Here is a 1,020-nt window from a genome sequence, read left to right on the forward strand (position 1 = left end):
CGGGGGCTGTCGCCCGAGCAGATGGCGGCGCGCAACGGCGGGCCCGTGGACCTGTCGCCGTCGACCATCTACCGCTGGGTCTCGGCGGGCTACGACGGCATGACCAACATGGAGCTCAGGCGCAAGGTCGGCTACAGGCCGAGGAAGCGCGCCGCGGGCCGGGCGGCCACGCGCCGCTCCGCCCGCAGGTCGCATGCCGCGTTCCTCGCCCTCGGGGAGGACGCGTGCGCCGCGGCCTGGGAGATGGACACCGTCGAGGGGGCCCGGGAGGACTCCGCCTGCCTGCTCACGCTGCTGCACCGCCCCAGCAGGCTCCAGCTCGCGCTGCCGCTGGAGGAGAAGACCGCCGGGTGCGTCGCGGACGCCCTGGAGGGCATCCGGGCCGTCCTCGGCGCCGACGGGACGCGCCGCGTGTTCCGCGCCGTCCTCACCGACAACGGCGCCGAGTTCTCCGACGAGGCGGCGGTCGCGGCGCTGCTCGGCGAGGGGCCGGGCGAGACGAGGCTGTTCTACTGCGACCCCAGGCGCAGCGACCAGAAGGGCGCCTGCGAGCGCAACCACGTCGAGATCAGGAAGCTGCTGCCCAAGGGCGCCGGAATCAGGTTCGACCGGCTCGCCCCGGCCGACCTGGCGCTGGCCATGTCGCACGTGAACTCCGAGCCCCGCGGCGCACTCGGCTTCGCGACGCCCGCGCGCGCCTTCAGGGCGATGCTCGGGGAGGACGCGGCGGCGCTGCTGGACGCCTACGGCGTGGGGGACGTGCCGCTCGGCGACCTCGACCTGACGCCGGGGCTCATCGAGAGGGCGCGCGCAGAGAGGGGCGATGCCCCGCTGGCCTAGCCTGGAAGAAAACGGAATAGACGGACCGACCGTCCGGCTGAGTCTGGGAAGAGGTGCCGGGCGGCGGGCGGAGCATGGCCACCGGACCCATCGAAACACATCTCCACCGTTCCTTCAACTGGGAAAACGGCGCCCCCGGACCCCAGGAGGGGCCGCGGGGGCGTTCGGCTAACTGCGGGA

Annotated in this window: 1 protein-coding gene; it reads left to right on the forward strand. The window is 73.8% G+C overall.

Annotated features, from left to right (window positions below; genetic code table 11):
• Positions 1-840 (forward strand): IS30 family transposase (locus GPK42_RS09925; protein ID WP_215694976.1); only part of this gene is annotated, 840 nt, incomplete at its 5' end.
• Between the last annotated feature and the right edge of the window lie 180 nt (positions 841-1,020).

This window comes from Collinsella aerofaciens (assembly GCF_018785265.1).
Lineage (GTDB): Bacteria > Actinomycetota > Coriobacteriia > Coriobacteriales > Coriobacteriaceae > Collinsella > Collinsella aerofaciens_AI.